The sequence below is a fragment of the Streptomyces sp. T39 genome, from assembly GCF_008042045.1.
Taxonomy (GTDB): Bacteria; Actinomycetota; Actinomycetes; order Streptomycetales; family Streptomycetaceae; genus Streptomyces.
This window is the reverse complement of the sequence record NZ_RDBP01000012.1, coordinates 895,907-917,705: the sequence shown is the minus strand read 5'-3', so window position 1 is coordinate 917,705 and position 21,799 is coordinate 895,907. Positions and strand designations below refer to the sequence as shown.

General features: G+C 72.0%; 23 protein-coding genes and 1 tRNA gene. 15 read left to right on the top strand and 9 right to left on the bottom strand.

What is annotated here, in order from left to right; translation table 11 throughout:
• Window positions 1-3: 3 nt before the first annotated feature.
• Genes EAO77_RS04965 through EAO77_RS04950 form a run of 4 tightly spaced genes read left to right on the top strand, consistent with a single transcriptional unit; the run spans window position 4 to window position 2,035 of the window.
• Window positions 4-603: a 4Fe-4S dicluster domain-containing protein gene (locus EAO77_RS04965; RefSeq protein ID WP_147986884.1), complete on the top strand. Its 600-nt coding sequence runs from the start codon at window positions 4-6 to the stop codon at window positions 601-603.
• Window positions 600-1,367, top strand: a complete 768-nt coding sequence (locus EAO77_RS04960) for a ubiquinol-cytochrome c reductase iron-sulfur subunit (protein WP_147986883.1) — start codon at window positions 600-602, stop codon at window positions 1,365-1,367. Before EAO77_RS04965 ends, EAO77_RS04960 begins: the two co-directional genes overlap by 4 nt.
• Window positions 1,364-1,798 (top strand): hypothetical protein, encoded by a 435-nt coding sequence (locus tag EAO77_RS04955; RefSeq protein ID WP_261993802.1) that lies wholly within the window; start codon window positions 1,364-1,366, stop codon window positions 1,796-1,798. Before EAO77_RS04960 ends, EAO77_RS04955 begins: the two co-directional genes overlap by 4 nt.
• Before the next feature lie 33 nt (window positions 1,799-1,831).
• The gene (locus tag EAO77_RS04950; protein ID WP_147986882.1) at window positions 1,832-2,035 is read left to right on the top strand and encodes a hypothetical protein; all 204 of its coding nucleotides are present in this window, start codon (window positions 1,832-1,834) and stop codon (window positions 2,033-2,035) included.
• 65 nt (window positions 2,036-2,100) lie between these two features.
• Here EAO77_RS04950 and EAO77_RS04945 read toward each other — a convergent pair whose 3' ends face one another.
• From EAO77_RS04945 to EAO77_RS04915, 6 genes are all read right to left on the bottom strand, one after another.
• Window positions 2,101-2,607, bottom strand: coding sequence for an MscL family protein (locus EAO77_RS04945; RefSeq protein ID WP_147986881.1), 507 nt, complete (start codon window positions 2,605-2,607; stop codon window positions 2,101-2,103).
• 138 nt (window positions 2,608-2,745) lie between these two features.
• Window positions 2,746-3,021 (bottom strand): RcpC/CpaB family pilus assembly protein, encoded by a 276-nt coding sequence (locus EAO77_RS39750; protein WP_261993801.1) that lies wholly within the window; start codon window positions 3,019-3,021, stop codon window positions 2,746-2,748.
• 634 nt (window positions 3,022-3,655) lie between these two features.
• Complete coding sequence (locus EAO77_RS04935; protein WP_147986880.1) at window positions 3,656-4,531, bottom strand: S-methyl-5'-thioadenosine phosphorylase; 876 nt, start codon at window positions 4,529-4,531, stop codon at window positions 3,656-3,658.
• A gap of 178 nt (window positions 4,532-4,709) precedes the next feature.
• The gene (locus EAO77_RS04930; protein WP_147986879.1) at window positions 4,710-5,027 is read right to left on the bottom strand and encodes an FmdB family zinc ribbon protein; all 318 of its coding nucleotides are present in this window, start codon (window positions 5,025-5,027) and stop codon (window positions 4,710-4,712) included.
• Window positions 5,028-5,095: 68 nt separating this feature from the next.
• A complete protein-coding gene (locus EAO77_RS04925; RefSeq protein WP_147986878.1) occupies window positions 5,096-6,367 on the bottom strand; it encodes an MFS transporter in 1,272 nt (423 codons plus the stop codon).
• Between the two features lie 296 nt (window positions 6,368-6,663).
• Window positions 6,664-8,175 (bottom strand): potassium/proton antiporter, encoded by a 1,512-nt coding sequence (locus EAO77_RS04915; protein WP_187283242.1) that lies wholly within the window; start codon window positions 8,173-8,175, stop codon window positions 6,664-6,666.
• Between the two features lie 220 nt (window positions 8,176-8,395).
• Between EAO77_RS04915 and EAO77_RS04910 the strand changes: the two genes are divergently transcribed.
• Window positions 8,396-11,230, top strand: a complete 2,835-nt coding sequence (locus tag EAO77_RS04910) for a penicillin acylase family protein (RefSeq protein ID WP_147986876.1) — start codon at window positions 8,396-8,398, stop codon at window positions 11,228-11,230.
• Here the strand turns inward: EAO77_RS04910 and EAO77_RS04905 are convergent.
• On the bottom strand, window positions 11,196-11,813 hold the full coding sequence (locus tag EAO77_RS04905) for a 5-formyltetrahydrofolate cyclo-ligase (protein WP_147988951.1): 618 nt from the start codon (window positions 11,811-11,813) through the stop codon (window positions 11,196-11,198). The two genes, EAO77_RS04910 and EAO77_RS04905, sit on opposite strands and share 35 nt — an antisense overlap.
• A 94-nt stretch (window positions 11,814-11,907) precedes the next feature.
• Here EAO77_RS04905 and galU point away from each other — a divergent pair, with 94 nt between their 5' ends.
• The 7 genes from galU to EAO77_RS04870 all read left to right on the top strand — a co-directional run bounded on the left by galU (window position 11,908) and on the right by EAO77_RS04870 (window position 17,353).
• Window positions 11,908-12,840, top strand: coding sequence for a UTP--glucose-1-phosphate uridylyltransferase GalU (galU, locus tag EAO77_RS04900; protein WP_147986875.1), 933 nt, complete (start codon window positions 11,908-11,910; stop codon window positions 12,838-12,840).
• Window positions 12,841-12,844: 4 nt separating this feature from the next.
• The gene (glp, locus tag EAO77_RS04895; protein WP_147986874.1) at window positions 12,845-14,146 is read left to right on the top strand and encodes a gephyrin-like molybdotransferase Glp; all 1,302 of its coding nucleotides are present in this window, start codon (window positions 12,845-12,847) and stop codon (window positions 14,144-14,146) included.
• A gap of 73 nt (window positions 14,147-14,219) precedes the next feature.
• Window positions 14,220-14,711 carry a cyclic pyranopterin monophosphate synthase MoaC gene (moaC, locus tag EAO77_RS04890; protein WP_147986873.1) on the top strand — a complete coding sequence of 164 codons (492 nt, stop codon included), beginning with the start codon at window positions 14,220-14,222 and terminating at the stop codon, window positions 14,709-14,711.
• The gene (locus tag EAO77_RS04885) at window positions 14,708-15,271 is read left to right on the top strand and encodes a molybdenum cofactor biosynthesis protein B (protein ID WP_147986872.1); all 564 of its coding nucleotides are present in this window, start codon (window positions 14,708-14,710) and stop codon (window positions 15,269-15,271) included. The genes moaC and EAO77_RS04885 overlap by 4 nt, the downstream gene beginning before the upstream one ends.
• A complete protein-coding gene (locus EAO77_RS04880; protein WP_147986871.1) occupies window positions 15,268-15,921 on the top strand; it encodes a GNAT family N-acetyltransferase in 654 nt (217 codons plus the stop codon). The genes EAO77_RS04885 and EAO77_RS04880 overlap by 4 nt, the downstream gene beginning before the upstream one ends.
• 136 nt (window positions 15,922-16,057) lie before the next feature.
• Window positions 16,058-17,173: a gephyrin-like molybdotransferase receptor GlpR gene (gene glpR, locus EAO77_RS04875; protein WP_147986870.1), complete on the top strand. Its 1,116-nt coding sequence runs from the start codon at window positions 16,058-16,060 to the stop codon at window positions 17,171-17,173.
• A 106-nt stretch (window positions 17,174-17,279) separates the two neighbouring features.
• A tRNA-Ala gene (locus EAO77_RS04870) sits at window positions 17,280-17,353 on the top strand.
• A 196-nt stretch (window positions 17,354-17,549) separates the two neighbouring features.
• On the opposite strand, the gene EAO77_RS04865 is transcribed toward EAO77_RS04870, so the two are convergent.
• The gene (locus tag EAO77_RS04865; protein WP_147986869.1) at window positions 17,550-18,035 is read right to left on the bottom strand and encodes a GNAT family N-acetyltransferase; all 486 of its coding nucleotides are present in this window, start codon (window positions 18,033-18,035) and stop codon (window positions 17,550-17,552) included.
• A gap of 88 nt (window positions 18,036-18,123) precedes the next feature.
• Here EAO77_RS04865 and EAO77_RS04860 point away from each other — a divergent pair, with 88 nt between their 5' ends.
• A complete protein-coding gene (locus tag EAO77_RS04860) occupies window positions 18,124-18,921 on the top strand; it encodes an exodeoxyribonuclease III (protein ID WP_147986868.1) in 798 nt (265 codons plus the stop codon).
• 27 nt (window positions 18,922-18,948) lie between these two features.
• On the opposite strand, the gene EAO77_RS04855 is transcribed toward EAO77_RS04860, so the two are convergent.
• Window positions 18,949-19,578, bottom strand: a complete 630-nt coding sequence (locus EAO77_RS04855) for a MerR family transcriptional regulator (protein WP_147988950.1) — start codon at window positions 19,576-19,578, stop codon at window positions 18,949-18,951.
• 184 nt (window positions 19,579-19,762) lie between these two features.
• On the opposite strand from EAO77_RS04855, the gene EAO77_RS04850 reads away from it, so the two are divergent.
• The gene (locus EAO77_RS04850; protein ID WP_147986867.1) at window positions 19,763-21,325 is read left to right on the top strand and encodes a flavin-containing monooxygenase; all 1,563 of its coding nucleotides are present in this window, start codon (window positions 19,763-19,765) and stop codon (window positions 21,323-21,325) included.
• A partial coding sequence (locus EAO77_RS04845; RefSeq protein ID WP_147988949.1) for an alpha/beta fold hydrolase occupies window positions 21,322-21,799 on the top strand: 478 nt, incomplete at its 3' end. The genes EAO77_RS04850 and EAO77_RS04845, both read left to right, overlap by 4 nt.

Here is a 21,799-nt window from a genome sequence, read left to right as displayed (position 1 = left end):
GCCATGATGGGAAGAACGATCTTCATCGACCCCGGGCGGTGCATCGGCTGCCAGGCCTGCGTGTCCGCCTGCCGCGAGTGCGACTCGCACCGCGGCAAGTCCATGATCCACCTGGATTATCCCGACGAGGGGCACACGGTCGCCTCTCTTCCCACGGTCTGCATGCACTGCGAGGACCCGGTGGCCCCCTGCGCCGAGGTGTGTCCGGCCGACGCGATCCTGGTCACCGCCGACGGGGTGGTGCAGCAGGCCGACACCACCCGCTGCATCGGCTGCGCGAACTGCGTCAACGCCTGTCCCTTCGGCGTACCGAAGATCGACCTCCAGGCGAAGCTCCAGATGAAGTGCAACCTCTGCTACGACCGCACGGCCTACGGTCTCGCCCCCATGTGCGCCACCGTCTGCCCCACCGGCGCGCTCTTCTACGGCACGGTCGAGGAACTCCAGGCGGAGCGCCCGGGTGTCCAGGTCGCCGACTCCTTCACCTTCGGCGATGTCGTGGTGAAGACGGGGGTCGCCATGGTGGTGCCCGCTGACAAGGTCCAGTGGCCCGTGCCCGGAGGGCTGCCCATCGTCCAGATCAACGGAGCCGATGTCACATGAGCGTCACCCAGCAGCCCGCAGCGGGCGACTCCGCGCCGGACACCGCCCAGGAGGCGCTCCACGACAGGATCGCCGCCGACGCTCTCACCACCCGCCGGGACTACCTCCGCATCGTCGCCACCGTCTCGGGCGGTCTCGCCGTCGGCGGCATCGGCGTGGCAGGCGGCGTGCTGCACCGTCACGGAGACAACGACGAACTGCCGCGGCCGAAGAAGATCGCCGAGAGTCTCGCCCCCGGTGAGTCACTCGCCTTCCGGTACCCGGGTGAGGACGACCGGGCCGTGGCCGTACGTCTCGTGGACGGCACGCTCGTCGGATACTCCGCCATCTGCACCCACCTGGCCTGCGCCGTGCTCTGGCGCGCGGACCGGGGCCCGGAGGGCGAACTCCTCTGCCCGTGCCATGAGGGCGTCTTCGATGTCCGCACGGGGGAGGTGACGGCGGGACCGCCGCCCCGGCCGCTGCCGAGAGTGATCGTCGACGAGGACGCCGACGGCGCCGTCTGGGCGCTGGCCACCGTGCGGTCGGGTGAGACCGACCGCGACGCCTGGTGCCGGCAGTTCGCCGAGCAGGAGCCGGAGCGGGCGGAACTGCTGGAGTGCCCCGGCGTCAGCGCCTCGCGGACCCGTGCCGGCACACGTGATGCCGGCAAGCCCCCGTGGAGCACGCGCGACTCGGGTACCTCGGCGTCGGGCACACGGCGCTCGGCGCCGGGCACGTCGTCGTCGGGCGGCCAGGACTCGGGAACCGGGGAGGGGACATGAGCCACGCCGCGGAACCGGGTGGGCCCTTTGCCCCCGACGGGCCGACCCGTCACGGCGACGGACCGCTGCTGCCCGCCGCGGGCGACGCCCCTGCCTACCGGCCGGGCAGCGCCGACCCCCGGCTGAACCGCCCCGTGCACGAGCGGTATCCGCAGATCCGCCCGACGAGCGGATACGGGGACCCCAGGGTCACGCGCACCGGCCCGGGGCCGGGCGCCGGCAGCGAGCAGGAACCCGAGCGGGCGGCACGCCTCAACGCGCGGATCGCGCTGGCCTGCACGGTGGTCATCGGCCAGCTCTGGGGTCTGACGGTCATCGTCAACGAATGGATGCAGGGGGACACCGGCACCGCCTGGTGGGGTGCGGGTTTCCTGTGTCTGTCGTTCCTGGTGGTCCTGGCGCTGTGGTGGGTCGACCCCAAGGACCGTTGACCCGGGCGCCCGGTCCGGCCGTACCCTGGAGGCATGAGCACCGCCCCCGCCCCCGGTCCGCGAGACGCGAAGCAGTCCGACAGGCAGCACCCGAAGCCTGCGCTGATCTTCGACGATCCGCTGGACCAGCAGTCCGCGGACGATACGGACCGCGGGTGGGGTGAGCGGCCTCAGGGCTCCGACAGCGCCGCCGATCTCGCGCGCTTCCTCGACGAGAAGCCGCCCCACCACGTCTGACATCCGCCACCGGGCGGCCGTCCGTGGGCCATGAGGCTCCGGGGACGGCCGCCCGGCGCGTGCGGTCAGCCCAGGTTCTGCGGCGGGACTGCCGGGCCGCTCACAGGGCCGGATCCACTGGCGGACCGCTGGGCGACGACCGCGTCGCGGATCTCCTTCAGCACCTCCAGCTCGGTCACCTCCAGGGCCTCCTGCACGCCTTCCTTCGCCTTCCGCTGCGCCTCGCGGCGGGCCAGGTACTTGGCCATCGGGAGCACCATCAGGAAGTACACGACGGCCGCAGTGATCACGAACTGAAGGGTCGCGCCGAGGACCGAGCCCCACGCGATCTGGATGCCGTCCATCTCGCCGTCCGCACCGATCCGGCAGGGAGCCTTGAGGCACGACGTGTAGGAGTCCAGGTTCTTCGTGCCGAATGCTCCGACGAGCGGGTTGATCACGCCCTTCACCACCGCGTTCACGATGTTGGTGAAGGCAGCGCCGATCACGACGGCGACCGCGAGGTCGATCACGTTGCCACGCATCAGGAAGGCCTTGAAGCCGTCGAGCAGACTCGGCTTGCTGTCGCTCACGAATGAGCCTCTTTTCGCATGCGCTGTTGGGGAGGGGGACAGGCGTGCAACCTACGACAGCCCCCGGTCGCCCTGTCCAATCCGCAGCCGTGAAGAGGGGACCTGGCAATACGTCAGTACGAGCCCCGCGCTGTTCCGTCAGCACACCGTCACCACCAGTCGTGACGTGGCCCCGGCTCCGGCGAGCGCCGCGGCGGTCGTGCGCGGAACGGACAGCACCACGAGCGCCCCGGCCTCCGCGGCGCCCTCGCCCGCGTCCGGGACCTCCGCGACCCGGACACAGGACGCGACGATCTCGGCCGACGGCTCGTCACCCGTGACGGACTGCGCCGCGGCGATGACGTCGACCCGGTCGCCGGGGCGGAGCAGGCGTACCGTCGCCGCGTCGGCGATCCGTACCGGCGCGGACACCATCTGATCGCCAGGCCGTCGTTCCCGGGCGGAGGCGGAGGCGGGCGAGGGCGCCGCGGAGGCCGGGGCGCTCGTGGTGCTGTCCGTTCCGCGCACGACCGCCGCGGCGCTCGCCGGAGCCGGGGCCACGTCACACCGGTGTCGTCGGCGCCGTGGGCGGTGGAGGCGGCCAGAGCCGCGGCGGTGACGGCGAGGCCCGCGGCCATGGCCCGGCGCTGCCGGCGCAGCGCGCGCTGAAGGCGCAGGGCGCTGCTGCGGACCTTGAGAGGTTCGAAGGGCGGAACACCCAGAAGCCCCGGGGCTTCAGGGTCCGGCGGTACGCAGGCGGGCGAGTACCCGGTCGGGCGCGGACGGCCGGCACGGTCGGGGGCCGGGAGGCCGCCTTCGTCCGCGGCGCCCGCAGCAGGCGGGGCTCCGCCGGGGGAGGACGCGGGCGGGGAGACCGAGGAGGGATCCGCGGAGGTCGGGAACGGGGACCGGGTCGGGAACGTCATGTCGGGGTACCGCCTGTCATGAGGGAGGGACCGGGCCTTCTGCCCGTGTCCGCCACCGCTCACGATCCCGTTCTGCCGGAGTGGCCGCCGGGGCCTGTGCACAGGCCCCGGCTTGTGGAGAACTCCGCCACCCCGAAGGGTGATCAGGGCAGTTCGATGCCCAGGTCGGCCCCTGCCAGAGCGCTCCCGCACGGGCAGTCGCGCCCGTCGTCGGCAGGCAGGGCGGCGACCGCGTCGAAGAGCACGCTACGCAGCCTGTCGACGTTGGACGCGAACACCGCGAGCACCTCCTCGTGGGAGACGCCTTCACCGGCCTCGGCACCCGCGTCCAGGTCCGTCACCAGGGTGATCGACGTGTAGCAGAGCTCCAGTTCACGGGCGAGCACGGCCTCGGGGTGCCCTGTCATGCCGACCACCGACCAGCCCATGGCCGCGTGCCAGCGGGACTCGGCGCGCGTGGAGAACCTCGGGCCCTCGACGACCACCAGGGTGCCGCCGTCGACGGGCTCCCAGCCGCGGCCGCGCGCCGCGTCGAGCGCGACCTTGCGTCCGCGAGGGCAGTACGGGTCCGCGGGGGAGACGTGGACGACGTTGGGGACGGCGCCGGAGGGCAGCGGCAGACCGTCGAAGTAGGTCTGTGCGCGCGCTTTGGTCCGGTCGACGAACTGGTCGGGCACGAGCAGGGTGCCGGGCCCGTACTCGGGCCGCAGGCCGCCGACCGCGCAGGGCCCGAGGACCTGGCGGACGCCGACCGAGCGCAGTGCCCAGAGATTGGCGCGGTAGTTGATCCGGTGCGGAGGCACGTGGTGGCCGCGCCCGTGGCGGGGCAGGAAGGCCACCGTGCGGCCGGCGACCTCGCCGAGGAAGAGGGAGTCGCTGGGAGGGCCGTAGGGCGTCTCGACCTGGATCTCGGTGACGTTCTCCAGGAAGGAGTAGAGGCCCGAGCCTCCGATCACCCCGATCTCCGCGGAGCCGGGACGGGGGTCTGCGCCGGAGTCTGCGTTCGCGTTGGTCGCCATGGCGGTCACAGTAGCCGGGGCGGTCATGCGGCGGACGGTGCTGGAAGCCTGCGCGCGGGGCAGTGCCGGCCCGGGAGAGGCGCCGCCGTGCGCGGGAGCGCCGCGGACGCCGAGAACCCCGCTGTGGCATGAGCACAACGGGGTCTGCGGACCAGGTGTCCGGGGGAGCCGCTCCGGGTCAGGCGGCGGAACCCGAGGAGCTGGGCGTGCTCGAGGAGGACGTGCTCGACGAGGCGGCCGGCGCCGAGGCGGGCTTCGCGTCGGACGACTTGGAGTCCGCGGACTTCGCCGACGAAGCGGGCGAGCTGCTCGACGAGGCGCCACGGCTGTCATTGCGGTAGAAGCCGGAGCCCTTGAAGACGATGCCGACCGCGGAGAACACCTTCTTGAGGCGTCCGGTGCAGTTCGGGCACTCGGTCAGGGCGTCGTCCGTGAACTTCTGCACCGCCTCGAGGCCCTCGCCGCATTCGGTGCACTGGTACTGGTAGGTCGGCACTTGTCTTCCTCCTGGCACTCTCACTCGATGAGTGCTAACGACGGTCCATAGTGACGTATTCCGCTGGATCAGTCCACCGTCACAGGCACTCGGTGACCGATACCACGCGCCGCGACCCGTCCGACGGGCAGGGGCGAGAGCCGGGAACGCAGCAGCAGCAGGGTCACGAGGGCCAGGGCGGTGCCCACGAGCGGCACGAGGAATCCGGCGCTCGCGCCGTGCCCGTCGGCCAGACGTCCGGCCACCGTCACGGCCGCGGCCTGTCCGAGGGCCACCGCGCCGGTCAGCCAGGTGAAGGCCTCGGTGCGGGCGGACGCGGGGACCAGCGCCTCGACCAGCGTGTAGCCGCTGATCAGGGCCGGGGCGATGCACAGGCCCACCACGAGGCCCAGCGCGCCCAGCAGGGCGACCGAATGCGCCGTCCACAGCAGCGACGCGGTGAGGGTGAGTGCCGTGTACCCGATGACGAGGCGCCGCCGGGGGCCGTTCTTCCAGGCGATGGCGCCGACGGCCACGCCGGCGAGCATGTTGCCCGCGGCGAACAGGCCGTAGAGCAGGCCGTTCATGCCGGGGTTGCCGATCTCCTCGCTGAAGGCCGTCAGCGACACCTGCATGCCGCCGAAGACTGCGCCGATGCCCAGGAAAGCCACCGCGAGCACGCGGACACCCGGAATCGACAGGGCGGACCTGCGCTCCGTGCGGTCCGCCGCGAGGGCCTGGCCGTGGGCGGGCTGGGTACGGCGCTGGGCGGCGAACAGCAGGCCGCCGATCAGGGTCAGCGCGGCTTCGGCGATCAGGCCCGCGGCGGGGTGCACGCCGGTGCACAGGGCGGTGGCCAGGACCGGCCCGACGACGAAGGTGAACTCGTCCGTCACCGACTCGAACGCCGCGGCCGTCGGGAGCAGCGGGGACCCCTGGAGGCGCCCGGCCCAGCGGGCGCGCACCATCGGCCCGATCTGGGGCACCGACGCGCCCGTCGGCACCGCGGCGGCGAACAGGGCCCACAGCGGGGCGCCCGTCAGCGCGAGCGCGGTCAGGACGGAGACGGAGACGGTGTGGAGCACGACCCCGGGAATCAGCACCGCGCGCTGACCGAAGCGGTCGGCGAGCTTGCCGCTCTGCGGCGCGAAGAGCGCCATCGAGACGCCGGTGACCGCTGCCACGGCGCCTGCGCTGCCGTAGGAGCCGGTGGTGTGCTGGACCAGGAGCACGATGCCGATCGTCAGCATCGCGAACGGCTGCCTGGCCGCGAATCCGGGCAGGAGGAACGTCCATGCCCCCGGGGTCCGCAGGAGCTGTCCGTAGCCGGGACGCGTGTCAGAAGCGACCGTGGACGCCACGGCCCTTGCCTTTCTGCCACCTGGTAGCGCTCGCCGGGATGCCGGGAGCAGCCGAGAGCTGTCCTCTTGCGCGGAACTGCGGTAGATACCGGGGTCCACAACGGGGGACTCCGCGGCCGCCATACGGTCGCGCCAGCTCTGCGTCAGGCAGAGTTGGTCGATCAGTGTGCCTTCATGGTACAGGGACTTCTCGCGCCGTGACCTGGGAAATGACGGACATCACGGGGAGGCCCCTGTGATCGGGCACCGGAGCCTCCCTCGGGTCACGGCACGGGGCCGTGCCGTGACCCGCGCGATCAGCGGTGACGGCGTGCCGCCGTGCCGCCGGTCCCGAGCCAGTCGGCCAGCTTGCCGCCCTGGGCCACCGCCCGCAGACGGCGCTCCGCCGCGTCCCGAACCGGATCGGTGGCGACCACCAGCAGTTCGTCGCCGTGGCGCAGGACGGTGGTGGGCAGGGGGACGAAGCTCTTCTCCTCGCGCACGACGAGGGTGACCGCGGACCCCGCGGGCAGCCGGAGCTCGCCCACCTCCACGCCGTGCATCCGGGAGGTCTCGGGGACGGCCACCGAGAGCAGGTGGCCCCGCAGCCGCTCCAGCGGCGCGGACTCGACCCCGAGGTCGGCGGCGTCCGAGGAGGCGCCGAGGCGCAGCGCCCTGGCGAGCCACGGCAGCGTCGGCCCCTGGACCAGGGTGTAGACGACGACCAGCACGAAGACGATGTTGAAGATCCGGTCGCTGCCCGGCACACCGGACACCATCGGAATGGTCGCCAGGATGATGGGCACGGCTCCGCGCAGACCGGCCCAGGACATCAGGGCCTGCTCCTGCCAGGGGATCCGGAACGGCAGCAGGCTGACGAAGACCTCCAGCGGCCTCGCGACCGCCGTCAGCACCAGACCCACGATCACGGCCGGCCAGAAGTCGTCGACCAGCTCGTGCGGCGTGACCAGCAGGCCGAGCAGGACGAACATGCCGATCTGGGCGATCCAGCCGAGTCCCTCCGCGAAGCCGCGGTTGGCCGGGGCGTGGGGCAGCCTGCTGTTGCCGAGGACCATCGAGGCCAGGTAGACGGCGAGGAACCCGCTGCCGTGGGCCATGGCGCCGGCGGCGTAGGCGACGACCGCGATGGCCATGACGGCGATCGGATAGAGGCCGGAGGCGGGCAGGGCGACGTGCCGCAGCCCGTACGCGCCCAGGAAGCCGGTGGCCAGGCCGATGGCGGCGCCGATCGCGAGTTCCAGGGCGATCTTGCCGACGAGTACGTACCAGTCGTCGACCGGGCCCGAGGCGGAGAAGGCCACGACCAGGATGACGACCGGGGCGTCGTTGAAGCCCGACTCGGCCTCCAGCACACCGGTCACCCGGGAGGGCAGCGGCACCTTGCGCAGCACGGAGAAGACGGCCGCGGCGTCGGTGGAGGACACGACGGCGCCGATGATCAGTGCCTGCTGCCATTCGAGGCCGACGAGATAGTGCGCTGCCGAGGCCGTGACGCCCACGCTCACCGCGACGCCGACGGTCGACAGCACGGCCGCCGCGGGCAACGCGGGTTTGATCTCCTTCCACTTGGTGCCCAGGCCGCCCTCGGCCAGGATCACCACCAGTGCGGCATAGCCGATCACCTGCGTGAGCTCGGCGTCGTCGAACTTGACGTCGAGCAGTCCGTCCTGGCCCATGGCGATCCCGATACCGAGATACAGCAGCAGGCTGGGCAGCCCGCTGCGGGACGAGATGCGCACCGCCGCCACGGCGATGAGCAGGACGAGTGAGCAGACGAGCAGGAGTTCATTGAGCTGGTGGACAGTCAGTGGCCGATCCTTCCCCTCGCGCCGTGAGTGCCGGAGAGATCTTCGCACCGGCGGCGACACTTCGTTACCTTACCTAATCTTTAACGCTTCCTTGACGGTCTTTTCATCGGATCATCTGCCGGTCGAGGCCCCTTGTGGATACCGCGTCCTGGCCGGTCGGGCGCTGCGCCTAGAGTTGCCTCAGCATTCCCAGGACCACCCTGCCCCTCGAAGGACAGCGATGCCCGCCAACACAACAGCCTCTTCCCCCAAGAAGAAGAAGGGGCGACGTGCCCGACTGCTCGTGCTCGTCCTGGTGCTGGCGCTTGTCGCGGGTGTCGGATACGGCGCCTACTGGAGCATCAGCACGGTTCGCGCCTCGTTCCCCCAGACCACCGGATCGATCGAACTCGAAGGCCTCGGCGGCCGGGTCGAGGTCAAGCGCGACGACCACGGCATTCCCCAGATCTACGCCGACAGCGACGAGGACCTCTTCCGTGCCCAGGGCTTCGTCCAGGCGCAGGACCGGTTCTGGGAGATGGACGTCCGCCGCCACATGACGTCCGGCCGGCTGTCCGAGATGTTCGGCGCGGGACAGGTGGAGACCGACGCCTTCCTGCGCACGCTCGGCTGGCGCCGGGTCGCGCAGCAGGAGTACGACACCAAGCTGTCGCCGGAGACCAAGAAGTACCTCCAGGCCTACGCGGACGGCGTCAACGCCTACCTCGACGGCCGCTCGGCCGAGGAGCTCTCGGTCGAGTACGCGGCGCTGGCCTTCACCAACGACTACAAGCCCGAGCCGTGGACGCCGGTGGACTCCGTCGCCTGGCTCAAGGCCATGGCATGGGACCTGCGCGGCAACATGCAGGACGAGATCGACCGGTCCCTGCTCACCAGCAGGCTCAGCGAGCAGCAGATCCGCGATCTGTACCCGTCCTACCCGTACGACCGGAACAAGCCGATCGTCGAGGACGGCGGGATCGACCCGGTGACGGGCGAGTTCGACCCCAAGGCGGAACCGTCCGGCCCGGGCGACGCCGAGGGAACCGGTGACGGCACCTCGGGCACGGGCGACGGCACCCAGGGGACCGGCGACGGCACCGGGGGATCCACCGGGTCCGGTGACGGCACGTCCGGCAGCCCCGCCGGCGCCGCCGCCGGGCTGAACTCCCAGCTCGGTGCCCTGTCCGACACCCTCGACGCCATCCCGGCCCTCCTGGGCCCCAGCGGCAGCGGCATCGGCTCCAACTCCTGGGTCGTCTCCGGCAAGTACACGACGACCGGCAAGCCCCTGCTGGCCAACGACCCGCACCTCTCCCCGCAGCTGCCGTCCCTCTGGTACCAGATGGGTCTGCACTGCCGTGAGGTCTCGGACGCCTGCTCCTTCGACGTCGCCGGCTACACCTTCTCCGGCATGCCCGGCGTGATAATCGGCCACAACCAGGACATCGCCTGGGGCTTCACCAACCTCGGCGCCGACGTGACCGACCTCTACCTGGAGAAGCTCAACGGCGACAGCTACCTCGTCGGCGGCCAGGAGAAGAAGCTGACCACCCGCAAGGAGGTCATCAAGGTCGCCGGCGGCACCGACAAGACGATCACCGTCCGCTCCACCGGGCACGGCCCCCTCGTCTCGGACCGCAGCGACGAGCTGGCCAAGGTCGGCGACCGGGCACCCGTCTCCAACGCGGCGCCCGACCGCGGCTCCGGCTACGGAGTCGCCCTCCAGTGGACCGCGCTGCAGCCCGGGAAGACCATGGACGCGGTCTTCCGGCTGAACCGCGCCAAGGACTTCACCTCCTTCCGCGCCGCCGCCAAGGACTTCGAGGTCCCCTCGCAGAACCTGATCTACGCCGACACCAAGGGCCACATCGGCTACCAGGCCCCCGGCAGGATCCCGCTGCGCGCCGAGGGCGACGGCAGCGTGCCCGCGCCGGGCTGGGACCCGACGTACAAGTGGGACGGCTACATCGACTACGAGGAACTCCCCTACGAGTTCGACCCCGGGCGCGGCTACATCGTCACCGCCAACCAGGCGGTCGTCGACGCCGACCGCTACCCGTACCTGATCACCGAGGACTACGGGTACGGCGCGCGCAGCCAGCGGATCAACGACCTCATCGAGTCCAAGATCCGGGGTGGCGGCAAGATCTCCACCGAGGACATGCGCACCATGCAGATGGACAACAGCAGCGAGATCGCCAAGCTGCTCACGCCCTACCTGCTGAAGATCGACATCTCCGACTCCTATGTGCGCGAGGCGCAGAAACTGCTCGAGGGCTGGGACTACACCCAGGAGCCGGACTCCGGCGCCGCCGCCTACTTCAATGCGGTCTGGCGCAACGTCCTCAAGCTGGCCATCGGCAACAAGCTCCCCAAGGAGCTCAGGGTCGAGGGCGAGTGCCTGAACGTGCTGCCCGCGGACAGCACGGCACCCGACGACGACCTCACCGAGCGGGTGCGCGAATGCGGCCAGCGGGACGCGGACTCCGCGCAGCCCGACGGCGGGGACCGCTGGTACGAGGTGGTGCGCGGACTGCTGAAGGACGCGGACAACGAGTGGTGGCGCAGCCCGGCCACCCGGACGGACGAGGCGACCGACACCCGTGACGAGCTGCTCGGCCGCGCGATGGAGGACGCCCGCTGGGAGCTGACGGCCGAGATGGGCAAGGACGCCTCCAGCTGGAGCTGGGGCAGGCTGCACCAGCTGACGCTGAAGAACCAGACGCTGGGTACCGAGGGCCCGGGCTTCCTCCAGTACATACTCAACCGCGGCCCGTGGAACCTGGGCGGCGGAGAGGCGGCGGTCAACGCCACCGGCTGGAACGCGGCGAGCGGGTACGACGTCGTCTGGGTGCCGTCCATGCGGATGGTCCTCAACGTCGGCGAGTGGGACAAGTCGCGCTGGATCAACCTGACCGGGGCCTCCGGCCACGCGTACAGCGCCCACTACACCGACCAGACCGACAAGTGGGCCGACGGCGAGCTGCTGGACTGGGCCTACGGCCCCGAGGCGGTCGAGTCCGCGACGGTCGACACGCTCACCCTGGTCCCCCGGGGCCAGTCCGCTCCGTGAAGCGGCGCACCCCCTGAGGGGTGACCACCGCGTGGACGGGGTGGTCGTGCGGTTCCGCCGGGACCCGCTCGACCACCTCGTCCGCGTAGAGGAGGACGATCAGCGCGGGGTCCGTGCCGGCGGCGGCGATCCGGGCCAGGACCCGGTCGTACGAGCCGCCGCCGCGGCCCAGCCGCATGCCCCGGCCGTCCACGGCGAGCCCGGGCAGCAGGACGGCCTCCGCCGAGAGGACGGCTTCGGGTCCCAGCCGCTCGCCGTCCGGCTCCAGCAGGCCGCGGCCCGCCGGCAGCAGCCGCCCGGGCCCGTTGTAGACGGCCCAGTCCAGGTCGTTGTCCGGGAGCAGCACGGGCAGCAGCACCCGGGTGTCCTGGGCGCGCAGGGCGTCCAGCAGGGCCCGGGTGCCCGGCTCGCGGCCCACCGACACGTAGGCGGCGACCGTGGACGCTCCCGCCAGCTCCGGCAGCAGCATCGCCTGATGGGCCAGGGAAGCCGCCGCCCCGAGGACGTCCGTGGGGGACAGCAGCCTGCGCGTGGCGAGCAGTTCACCGCGCAGACCGTTCTTTTCGGACTTCTCGTCACTGATTGCCTGCACGTAAACCTCGCGTATACGTCTCTATGGGGATGAAGTTAACCGGAGCATCATCTTCCCCCCATACTCAGTCGCTAAGGTGCTCCGCATGACTCAGTCGCACCCCGGGATCACCAAGGCTGTCATCCCCGCCGCCGGCCTCGGCACCCGGTTCCTGCCGGCCACGAAGGCCACGCCCAAAGAGATGCTGCCCGTGGTCGACAAGCCCGCGATCCAGTACGTCGTGGAGGAGGCCGTCGCGGCCGGTCTCTCCGACGTCCTGATGATCACGGGCCGCAACAAGCGCCCACTCGAGGACCATTTCGACCGCAACTACGAGCTGGAGGAGGCGCTCTCCCGCAAGGGCGACGCCGGCCGGCTCGCCCGGGTGCAGGAGTCCAGCGACCTCGCCACCATGCACTACGTGCGCCAGGGCGACCCGCGCGGGCTCGGCCACGCGGTGCTCTGCGCGGAGCCGCACGTCGGCGACCAGCCCTTCGCCGTCCTGCTCGGCGACGACCTGATCGACCCCCGCGACCCGCTGCTCTCCCGCATGGTCGAGGTGCAGGAACGGGAGGGCGGCAGCGTGATCGCCCTCATGGAGGTCGACCCCGCCCAGATCCACATGTACGGCTGCGCCGCCGTGAAGCCGACCGGCGAGAGCGATGTCGTCCAGGTCACCGACGTGGTCGAGAAGCCCGACCCGGCGGAGGCGCCCAGCAATCTGGCGATCATCGGCCGCTATGTGCTCGACCCCGCGATCTTCGCCATACTGCGGGAGACCGCCCCCGGCCGCGGGGGCGAGATCCAGCTGACCGACGCCATCCAGAAGCTCGCCGACGCCCACGAGCACGGCTCCGCGGCCCCCGGCGGCACACCGGGCGGCGGCCCCGTGCACGGCGTCGTCTTCAAGGGCCGCCGCTATGACACCGGGGACCGGGGCGACTATCTGCGTGCCATTGTCAGGCTCGCGTGCGAACGTGAGGACCTGGGGCCGGAGTTCCGGTCCTGGCTTCGCAGTTTCGTGACCGAGGAGATGTAACACCGTGAGCAGCACGATCTGGTCGGTGGACGACCATCTGGAGGACATCCTCTCCGCGATCCGGCCGCTCGACCCGATCGAGCTGCAACTGCCGGACGCGCAGGGCTGTGTCCTGGTCGAGGACGTCACCGTCCCGGTCGCGCTGCCCCCCTTCGACAACAGCTCCATGGACGGGTATGCCGTCCGGGTCGCCGATGTCGCGGGCGCGAGCGAGGAGTTCCCCGCCGTGCTCACGGTCATCGGCGACGTCGCGGCCGGCAGCGACGGTCTGCCCACGGTGGGCCCGGGGCAGGCGGCGCGCATCATGACCGGCGCTCCGCTGCCCCCGGGAGCCCAGGCGGTCGTCCCCGTGGAGTGGACGGACGGCGGCGCTGGCGGGGGCGCCGCCAGCACCATGCGCCCGGCCGGCCAGGCGCCTGAGGGCGCGAGCGGTGAGGTGCGGGTGCACCGCCCGGCGCAGGAGCGCGCCCATGTGCGCGCCCGGGGCAGCGACGTCCAGGCCGGCGACCTCGCCCTCGCCGCGGGCACCGTGCTCGGCCCGCCGCAGATCGGTCTGCTCGCCGCCATCGGCCGGGGCACCGTCCGGGTCCGGCCCCGCCCCCGTGTGGTCGTCCTGTCCACCGGCAGCGAACTGGTCCAGCCGGGCGAGAAGCTGGCAGAGGGCCAGATCTACGACTCCAACAGCTTCGCCCTCGCGGCCGCCGCCCGTGACGCCGGAGCGATCTCCTACCGGGTCGGCGCGGTCACCGACGACGCCGAGACGCTGCGGTCCACCATCGAGGACCAGCTGATCCGCGCCGATCTGCTGGTCACCACCGGCGGCGTGAGCGTGGGCGCGTACGACGTCGTCAAGGAGGCGCTCGCCTCGGTCGGCGACGAGGACGTGCCCGGCAGCGGCATCGACTTCCGCAGGCTCGCCATGCAGCCGGGCAAGCCCCAGGGCTTCGGCTCCATCGGCCCCGAGCACACCCCGCTGCTCGCCCTGCCGGGCAATCCGGTCTCCAGCTATGTCTCCTTCGAGTTGTTCGTGCGCCCCGCGATCCGCGCCCTGATGGGCCTCCCCGACGTCCACCGGCCGACCGCCCGCGCGGTGCTCGCCGCCGACAAGGCGCTGACGTCGCCGGAGGGCAAGCGCCAGTTCCTGCGGGGCACGTACGACCAGGAGGCGGGCCGCGTCACCCCTGTCGGCGGGGCCGGTTCGCATCTCGTGGCCGCCCTCGCGCACGCCGACTGCCTGATCGTCGTCCCGGAGGCCACCACGTCCGTGGAGCCCGGCGCCGGTGTCGACGTGGTCCTCCTGGGGTGACGGCCCCGCTGTGGCGGTACCGTGTCTGCCCACACAAGGCCCTCTCGGGGCCGGATCGGGAGCACAGGCGCACATGAGTACGCAAGGCAGGCTGACGCACATCGACGAGGCGGGGGCGGCCCGCATGGTCGACGTCTCCCAGAAGGACGTGACCGCCCGCACCGCGCGGGCTACCGGTCGCGTCCTGGTGTCGCCCCAGGTCGTGGAACTGCTGCGCGGCGAGGGCGTGCCCAAGGGCGACGCCCTCGCCACGGCCAGGATCGCCGGGATCATGGGCGCCAAGCGGACCCCCGACCTGATTCCGCTGTGCCACCCGCTCGCGGTCTCCGGGGTGAAGCTGGACCTGTCGGTCGCCGACGACGCGGTGGAGATCGCGGCGACGGTGAGGACGACGGACCGCACCGGCGTCGAGATGGAGGCGCTGACGGCGGTCTCCGTAGCGGCACTCACCGTCGTCGACATGGTGAAGGCCGTGGACAAGGCCGCCGTCATCACCGGCATCCGGGTCGAGGAGAAGACCGGCGGCAAGTCCGGTGACTGGTCCCGCGAGAGGACGGAGTCGTGAGCACCGACGGCGCTCCGTACCGCGCCCTGGTCGTCACCGCGTCCAACCGGGCCGCGGCCGGCGTGTACGAGGACAGGGGCGGCCCGCTGATCGCCGAGGGGCTGCGGCGGATGGGCTTCACCGTCGAGGGCCCTCGCGTGGTCCCGGACGGCGATCCCGTCGGGGAGGCGATCCGCGAGGGCGTCGCCGGCGGGTACGACGTGGTCCTGACCACCGGTGGCACCGGCATCTCGCCCACCGACCGCACGCCCGACGTCACCCGGGCCCTGCTCGACCACGAGGTCCCCGGCATCCCGGAGGCGATCCGGGCGTTCGGGCGTCAGAAGGTGCCGACGGCAGCGCTCTCGCGCGGTGTCGCCGGTGTCGCCGGCCGTACGCTGATCGTCAATCTCCCCGGTTCCAGCGGCGGCGTGCGCGACGGCCTCGCCGTCCTGGAGCCGCTGCTGGCCCACGCGGTCGACCAGCTCCGCGGCGGCGACCATCCCGCGCCCGGCGGTGCGCCCGGCTCCGCCGGACCGCTGGAGCCGCCCGGACAGGACGAGGCGCCGCAGCCGTCATGAACGTCACCTGGCCCGTGATCCTGGCGGACGGCGACGTCGTCCTCCGCCCCATAAGAATGCGCGACCAGCGGATCTGGCGCGAGGTCAACCGCCGCAACCGCGAGTGGCTTCGCCCGTGGGAGGCCACCATCCCGCCGCCGGCCCCGGGCGGTCCGGTGGCCCAGCGTCCGACGTACCGTCAGATGGTGCGCCACCTGCGGTCCGAGGCGAACGCGGGGCGCATGATGCCCTTCGTCATCGAGTACCAGGGGCGTCTGGTGGGCCAGTTGACCGTCGCCGGGATCACCTGGGGCTCGATGTGCTCGGGTCATGTGGGCTACTGGGTCGACCGTGAGGTGGCGGGCCGGGGCGTCATGCCGACGGCGGTGGCCCTCGCCGTGGACCACTGCTTCCGGGGCGTCGGGCTGCACCGCATCGAGGTCTGCATTCGCCCGGAGAACGGCCCCAGCCGGCGGGTGGTGGAGAAACTCGGATTCCGCGAGGAAGGGCTGCGGCCCCGCTATCTCCACATCGACGGCGCCTGGCGCGACCATCTCGTCTTCGCGCTGACCGCCGACGAGGTCCCCGAAGGGCTGGTCAGACGCTGGCACCAGGCGCGACGTGGGAGCCGGCCGGGATCGTCACCCGGAGCGGCCCAAGAAATAAAATAAATGTTCGAAATGGGTCGGCGAGGCGCGCGGTTCGATCCCGGAAATCACAAAAAAAGTCCGTGATATGAGCCAGATCGTGCGACACACCGGGCCAATTGGCGGATGCCGTTGCGCAAATCCCTCTACGGTGTGTTGCGTGAGCAGCAGCGGCCTCATCTACGCAGTCATCGTCGGGGCCTGGGCCGCCTACTTGGTGCCGATGTGGCTCCGCAGGCAGGACGAGCTGAACGAAGCCCGTCCGACGGAACGCTTCTCCACCGCCATCCGGCTGTTGTCGGGCCGGGCGGGAATGGAGCGGCGGTACGCCAGGGAACTGCGGGGACGCACCGCCGAGCAGCCCGAGTACGACGTCGACCCGGATGCGCCCACGGACCGTTTGAGTTCCGTGGACGTCCGGGCCTTCGCCGCGCCCCGAACCGAATTGCGCCCTCAGGCCCCTGCCGGGGCCGCCCCGGGCGCACCCCGGCCGGAGTCCGCGGACGCCGCCCCCCGCCCCCGGCAGGGCGGCCGGCCCCGCAAGGACGCCCGGCCGGACCGCGCGGCGGCGGAACGCGCGCGGCGCAGCCAGGTCCTGGCCCGCCGCAGACGGACGACCACGCTCCTCTTCGTCGCCTTCACCGCCGGCGCGGTCGTCGCCGCGGTGGGCGGTCTCGGCCTCCTGTGGGCGCCCGCGCTGCCCGCCGTGCTCCTGAGCGTCTACATCGTGCATCTGCGGGCCCAGGAGCGGCGCCGGTTCGCGTTCGTCATGGACCGGCGGCAGGCCGAGGCGGCGGCGCAGCGCCTGCGGGAGAACCGCCCGCGCCGGCATCAGTCCGACGCCGAGCCGGCGGAGCCCGACGAGGAGCCCGTCGCGCAGGCCGACCCGGAACCGGAACCGGTGGTGTCGCCCCAGGAGGCGGGCCGCCGCGCCCTGGTGGAGCAGACGGACCACGCGGAATGGGTGGACCAGCAGCGCCAGCGCGGTCCGGCCGCGGGCGACAGCTGGGAGCCCGTGCCCGTCCCGCTGCCCACCTATGTCACCGCCCCCGTCGCCCCGCGGGCGTCGAGCGGTGTGGACGTCACCGATCCGGAGACCTGGAGCGCGGCCCGCTCGTCGGCGGCCGGGCCCGCGGACCGGCAGCAGGACCAGCCGCACGTCGAGCCGCCGGCCGGCCGCCGGCCACCGCAGCAGCGCCGGTCCCGCGACCGGGGCCGCACGCCGCTGTTCGATCAGTACGCGGATGACGACCGGCCGCGTGCGGCCAATGAGTGAGACCGGGTGAAGCCGATCCCGGCGGCGTTCGTGACCTGCGAGGCCGCCGCCGGGATACGGGTTTTTGAGCACCGCGATCGGGGTGCTAGAGTTTCACTCGTTGCAAGGGCCTGTGGCGCAGTCTGGTAGCGCACCTCGTTCGCATCGAGGGGGTCTGGGGTTCAAATCCCCACAGGTCCACAACAGATGGAAGTCCCCGTCGGAGAGATCCGGCGGGGACTTCGTCGTTTCCGTGCAAGGGCAGGGTGTCTGCGTCCGTCGTGCCCCTGGGCCCGGGCCGCGCGGTGGCGTAACTCACACCCGCGCCCGCCGCCTCGGGCGGGCGTGAGACGGGCCCCGGGCGGAATCCGCCGGGGCCCGCGAAGCGGTGGCCGGGTCAGGGCCGGGACAGCGGTTTGGCCATGCAGCGGCTGCTGTCCTCGAACCGGTAGTGGCCGAACTTCGCGCAGGGCTCGTAGCCGCTGGAGCGGTAGAGGGCGATCGCCTCCGGCTGCATGTCGCCCGTCTCCAGGACCATCCGGGTGCGGCCCGCCGTGCGGGCGTCCTCCTCCAGGGCCGCGAGGATGCGGCGGGCGAGACCCAGGCCGCGCGCCTCGGGGACCACGTACATCCGCTTGAGCTCGGCGTCGCCGTTCGCGTAGCCCATGGGGTTCTCGTCCTGGGTGCGCCAGCCGCCGGTCGCGCAGGGGCGGTCGCCGTCGTAGGCGATGAGATACAGGCCACGCGGCGGCAGGAACATCGTGGCGTCCAGCGGTGTCGCGTCGCCCTCGCCGTCGCCGTAGCGCCGGATGTACTCCAGCTGCACCTGGTCGTTGAGGGTGACGGCGTCGGGGTGGTCGAAAGCCGTGACTCTGAGCTGCATGTTGAAAAGCGTACGGCCATGCGAAGGGGCACCCGGGCGGGTGGTCTCCCGTTCCGGGACGGGCTCCGCGGATGGGTAGGGTGCAGCAATGCTCACCGTGACCTCCGTGAATGTGAACGGGCTGCGCGCCGCCGCGAAGAAGGGCTTCGTGGAGTGGCTGGCCGGGACCTCCGCAGACGTGGTCTGCCTCCAGGAGGTGCGCGCCGAGGCGGCTCAGCTGCCGCAGGAGGTGCGCAGCCCCGAGGGCTGGTTCACCGTGCACGCCCCCGCGGCGGCCAAGGGCCGCGCGGGCGTCGCCCTCTACACCCGGCGCGAGCCGGACCGGGTGCGCGTCGGCTTCGGGTCGGCCGAGTTCGACGGCAGCGGCCGCTATGTGGAGGCCGATCTGCCCGGCGTGACGGTCGCGAGCCTGTATCTGCCGTCCGGCGAGGTCGGCACGGAGCGCCAGGACGAGAAGACGCGCTTCATGGACGAGTTCCTGGTCTACCTCGGGGAGCTGAGGGAACGCTCGGCGGCGGACGGCCGGGAGGTCGTGGTCTGCGGCGACTGGAACATCGCCCACCAGGAGGCCGACCTGAAGAACCACAAGGGCAACCGGAAGAACTCCGGCTTCCTGCCCGAGGAGCGGGAGTGGCTCACCCGCGTGTACGAGGAGGCCGGCTACGTCGACGTCGTGCGGGCCCTGCACCCCGGCCAGGAGGGCCCCTACTCGTGGTGGTCGTACCGCGGGCGGGCGTTCGACAACGACACCGGCTGGCGCATCGACCTCCAGGTGGCGACCCCCGGGCTCGCGGGCCGCGCCGTGAAGGCATGGGTCGAGCGCGCCGCGACGCACGGGGAGCGGTGGAGCGACCACGCGCCCGTGAGCGCGGTCTACGGGCTGTAGAGGGCCGCACCCGGGCGCCGGATGCGGTCAGCGGTCGTCGGGGGAGCCCGCCAGGCGGCGGTCCATCGCCATCGACAGCTCCGCGTCCACCACGCTCTTGGCGAGGGGCCGCAGGCGCTCCGCGTCCGGCTCCTTCGCGTGGGCGGCCAGGGCGTCGAAGAACAGGTCCGCGAGGGCCTCGGCGTGCTCGCGGATGCGCCGTCCCGACTCCAGGACGACGGCCAGGGGTATGCCCTCGCGGACCAGCGCGGCGGACACCTCCAGCAGACGGCGGCTGATGTGGACGATCTCGTCGCCGTCGATGGCCAGGTAGCCGAGCTCCAGCGCCCTGGACAGGTTCTCGGGTGTGACCTCGCCCTCGAAGTAGTCGGCGAGCGCCTCGGGGGTGAGCCGGACGGGCGTCTCCTCGGTGGGCTCCACGAGCCCGAGGGCCTCGCCCATGTCGCGGCCGCTCTCCAGCGTCGTGGCCAGGTCGGCGATGCCGTTGAGCGTGTGGCCGCGCTCCAGCAGGGCGCCGATCGTCCGCAGCCTGGCCAGGTGGTGTTCGTCGTACCAGGCGATGCGGCCCTCGCGGCGCGGTGGCTGGATCAGCCCTCGTTCCCGGTAGAAGCGCAGGGTGCGCACCGTGATGCCGGCTTCCTCGGCCAGCTCCTCCATGCGGTACTCACGCGGTCCAGTCACACCCGAAGCCTATGTTGTACCGCCGGTAACTTGTGGGGTCGTACCCCTACCGCTCGGTAGGTCCCTGCTCTACCCTCCCAACCATGCCAGTGATTGCTGGCAGCGTTCATGAAGGAACGGCTACACGGGACGTTCGGCGGTTTCAGCAGGAGGCGGCGGTATGACCGAGCAGCAGCACGAGCATGTACGAGTGGCGGTGATCGGATCCGGATTCGGCGGCCTCGGGGCCGCGGTCCGGCTGCGCCGCGAAGGGATCACGGACTTCGTCGTGCTGGAGCGCGCGGACTCGGTGGGCGGTACCTGGCGGGACAACAGCTATCCGGGCTGCGCCTGCGACGTCCCGTCGCACCTGTACTCCTTCTCCTTCGCGCCGAACCCCGACTGGCCGCGCACGTTCTCCGGCCAGGAGCACATCCGCGCCTACCTGGAGCACGTCACGGACACCTTCGGGCTGCGCCCCCATGTGCGCCTGAACCACGAGGTCCTGATGATGCGCTGGGACGACGACGCGGCCCACTGGGAGATCGAGACCTCCCGGGGCACGCTGACCGCGGACGTCGTCGTCTCCGCCACCGGCCCCCTGTCCGACCCGAAGACACCGGACATCCCGGGCCTGGCCGACTTCCCCGGGAAGGTGTTCCACTCCGCCCGCTGGGACCACGACTACGACCTGACCGGCAAGCGCGTCGCCATGATCGGCACCGGCGCGTCGGCCATCCAGATCGTGCCCGCGATCCAGCCGAAGGTCGCCGCCCTGACGCTCTTCCAGCGCACACCCCCGTGGGTGATGCCGCGGGTGGACCGCAGGATCTCGGGCGCCGAGCGCTGGCTGCACCGGCAGCTGCCGTTCACCGGCACCGCCCGGCGCGGCCTGCTGTGGGGCATCCGGGAGCTCCAGGTGCAGGCGTTCACCAAGCGGCCCGGCGAGCTCGGGCTGGTCGAGCGGCTCGCCAAGGCGAACATGAACAAGTCGATCAAGGACCCGGAGCTGCGGGCCAAGCTGACGCCCTCGTACCGCATCGGCTGCAAGCGCATCCTGCTGTCCAGCACGTACTACCCGGCGCTCGCGCAGCCCAACGTGGACGTCGTCGCGTCCGGGCTGACCGAGGTGCGCGGCTCGACGGTGGTCGCCGCGGACGGCACGGAGACCGAGGCCGACGTGATCATCTTCGGCACCGGCTTCCATGTCACCGACATGCCGATCGCCGAGCGGGTCGTCGGCGCCGACGGGATCACGCTCGCCGAGGCGTGGAAGGACGGCATGGAGTCGCTGCGCGGCGCCACCGCGGCGGGCTTCCCCAACTGGATGACGATCATCGGGCCCAACACCGGCCTCGGGAACTCGTCCATGATCCTCATGATCGAGTCCCAGCTGAACTACCTGGCCGACTACATGCGCCAGCTGGACGTGCTCGGCGAGGGCAGCGTGCTCTCCCCCCGCCCGTCCGCCGTCCACGCGTGGAACCGCCGTGTGCAGCAGCGCATGGAGCGCACCGTCTGGAACACCGGCGGGTGCAACAGCTGGTACCTCGACGCGAGCGGCCGCAACACCACCATCTGGCCGGGCACCACCACCGAGTTCCGCAGCGCCACCCGCTCGGTGGACCTGGCCGAGTACGAGGTGGCCAGGGCGGCACGCCACCGGCAGCTCGCCCCCGTGGGCGCGACGGCCGCCGAACCCGGCGCCGAGGGCGGCGCGAAGGACACGGAGGCCGTCGCATGAGCCGTCTCCTCCGGCGCGCCGGCGCGCCCCCGGTCGCGGCCCGGGAACTGGCCGCCGTCTCGGCCGACGGTTCCCGCATCCACGTCGAGGTCCACGGCCCCGAGGGCGCGCCCACGGTGGTGCTGGCCCACGGCTGGACCTGCTCGACCCACTTCTGGGCGGCGCAGATACGCGACCTGGCGAGGGACCACCGCGTCATCGCCTACGACCAGCGCGGCCACGGCCGCACCCCGCTCGCGGACGTCGGCACCGAGCGGCTCGCCGACGACCTGGAGGCCGTGCTCACGGCCGTCCTCGCCCCCGGTGAGAAGGCCGTCGTCGCGGGCCACTCCATGGGCGGCATGACCATGATGGCCGCCGCCTCCCGGCCGGCCTTCCGCGAGCACACGGCCGCCGCACTGCTGTGCAGCACGGGCAGCGCCCGGCTCGTCGACGAGTCGCTGGTGCTGCCGATGCGGGCGGGCCGGGCGCGGA

Excerpts from the sequence above, each read along its gene's own strand:
- EAO77_RS04965 (WP_147986884.1), top strand. The coding sequence starts at position 4 with ATGATGGGAAGAACGATCTTCATCGACCCCGGGCGGTGCATCGGCTGC.
- EAO77_RS04960 (WP_147986883.1), top strand. The coding sequence starts at position 600 with ATGAGCGTCACCCAGCAGCCCGCAGCGGGCGACTCCGCGCCGGACACC.
- EAO77_RS04955 (WP_261993802.1), top strand. The coding sequence starts at position 1,364 with ATGAGCCACGCCGCGGAACCGGGTGGGCCCTTTGCCCCCGACGGGCCG.
- EAO77_RS04950 (WP_147986882.1), top strand. The coding sequence starts at position 1,832 with ATGAGCACCGCCCCCGCCCCCGGTCCGCGAGACGCGAAGCAGTCCGAC.
- EAO77_RS39750 (WP_261993801.1), bottom strand. The coding sequence starts at position 3,021 with ATGGTGTCCGCGCCGGTACGGATCGCCGACGCGGCGACGGTACGCCTG.
- EAO77_RS04935 (WP_147986880.1), bottom strand. The coding sequence starts at position 4,531 with ATGGCGACCAACGCGAACGCAGACTCCGGCGCAGACCCCCGTCCCGGC.
- EAO77_RS04910 (WP_147986876.1), top strand. The coding sequence starts at position 8,396 with ATGCCCGCCAACACAACAGCCTCTTCCCCCAAGAAGAAGAAGGGGCGA.
- galU (WP_147986875.1), top strand. The coding sequence starts at position 11,908 with ATGACTCAGTCGCACCCCGGGATCACCAAGGCTGTCATCCCCGCCGCC.
- moaC (WP_147986873.1), top strand. The coding sequence starts at position 14,220 with ATGAGTACGCAAGGCAGGCTGACGCACATCGACGAGGCGGGGGCGGCC.
- EAO77_RS04880 (WP_147986871.1), top strand. The coding sequence starts at position 15,268 with ATGAACGTCACCTGGCCCGTGATCCTGGCGGACGGCGACGTCGTCCTC.
- EAO77_RS04865 (WP_147986869.1), bottom strand. The coding sequence starts at position 18,035 with ATGCAGCTCAGAGTCACGGCTTTCGACCACCCCGACGCCGTCACCCTC.
- EAO77_RS04860 (WP_147986868.1), top strand. The coding sequence starts at position 18,124 with ATGCTCACCGTGACCTCCGTGAATGTGAACGGGCTGCGCGCCGCCGCG.
- EAO77_RS04855 (WP_147988950.1), bottom strand. The coding sequence starts at position 19,578 with ATGGAGGAGCTGGCCGAGGAAGCCGGCATCACGGTGCGCACCCTGCGC.
- EAO77_RS04850 (WP_147986867.1), top strand. The coding sequence starts at position 19,763 with ATGACCGAGCAGCAGCACGAGCATGTACGAGTGGCGGTGATCGGATCC.